Source organism: Komagataeibacter melaceti (assembly GCF_003403295.1).
Classification (GTDB): domain Bacteria; phylum Pseudomonadota; class Alphaproteobacteria; order Acetobacterales; family Acetobacteraceae; genus Komagataeibacter; species Komagataeibacter melaceti.
Genome location: NZ_QUWV01000171.1, coordinates 1 through 1454 on the forward strand (window position 1 = coordinate 1; position 1454 = coordinate 1454).

Annotated in this window: 1 protein-coding gene; it reads right to left on the reverse strand. The window is 53.1% G+C overall.

Annotated features, from left to right (window positions below):
- Positions 1-344: 344 nt before the first annotated feature.
- A complete protein-coding gene (locus DY926_RS15485; RefSeq protein WP_014106769.1) occupies positions 345-1376 on the reverse strand; it encodes an IS110 family RNA-guided transposase in 1032 nt (343 codons plus the stop codon).
- Positions 1377-1454 lie beyond the last annotated feature (78 nt).

Here is a 1454-nt window from a genome sequence, read left to right on the forward strand (position 1 = left end):
CTTATGTGGACGGCCTTTACGATGCAAGAGGTCACATTGATTGCATTGTCGTATCTTTCTTCTGCGTATTTTCGCTCCAGCGAAATGCACTGATACTGTCATGATGTGGAGATCCGGTCAGATGCGCCCTTATGTCCGGCCTGTTTATGCGAAATCCTTCGCTGGCCATCATGGGTGTTCGCTTGCGTGTCAGGCACCAATCTGGATCTCGTGCTCAATGGCACATGGGGACATTCGGTATTGCCTGAACTGCTTCTGATTACAGTCTTTCCCATCACGCGGTCAGTGCATACTGCCGGATCTACCGGAGCTTATTCCGGTATCCATCATCCTGGTGGTACATGTCAGACTATAGCGACACTGCGACCGGCCGGACGATAGATCTCTTTGCGCGACAACAAAACCCAGATGATCCGGGCCAGCTTGTTGGCTAACGCCACGGTTGCCAGACGGCCCGGGCGACGTTCCAGAAGCTTGCAAAGCCATACTCCCGCAGCGCTATCCCATTTCTGTGCGCGGTAAAGCATGGATGTTGCGCCCAGAACGAGCATCTTTCTTATTTCCCGGTTGCCCGTTTTGGTAATTCTGCCCAATCGGGTTTTTCCGCCCGATGAATGCTGGCGCGGTACGAGACCAAGCCAGGCTGCGAAGTGCCGGGCCGTATCGAAGGCCCCAATATCGGTAACAGACGCGACAATCAGGGAGGCGGTTACCGGACCAATGCCCGGGATGGTCAAAAGACGGCGAGCATCTTCATCCTGTTTGGCATGTGTCCGGATACCTCCTTCCAGGTTTTCTATGCTTTCGTTCAGTCGACCATACTGTTCAAAGAGCAGCATGGTTGTCTGTTTCAGGGCATCAGGCAGATTGGATGAGGTTTCGATTTTCGCCAGAAGTTCGGGGAGACGGGCATTTCCAAGGGGAACAATCAAACCGAATTCCGCTGCAAGTGCACGCAACGCATTCACCAGCATCGTTTGCTGTTTGACCAGAAGGGTACGAGTTGAGTGCAGCGATAACAGGCTTTGCTGCTCCCGATTTTTAATCGGGACGAAGCGCGTGTCGGGATGGATCGCGGCAAGACAAATCGCGGCGGCATCAACAGCATCGTTTTTCTTGCCACGTTTGACAAATGGTTTGACCATTTCAGGGGGAATGAGTTTTACCTCATGACCGGTGTCACGGATGACACGAGCCCAGTGATGCGACGTGCTACAGGCTTCGAGTACGACCAGGCAGCGCTCCAGCTTTTCAAAGAATGAGATAACTTCACTCCGCCCGAGTTTCTTCTTGAGCAGACATTTTCCGCTTGCGTCCGTGCCATGCACTTGAAAAACAGACTTGGCGATATCCAGGCCGATTATGGTAACTTTCATCCGGGCGGTCTCCTCTGAATGGTCTTCCGACCTCATCATGGCACATTGATGTCGCATGGAGGCCGTCCACCCCATCTG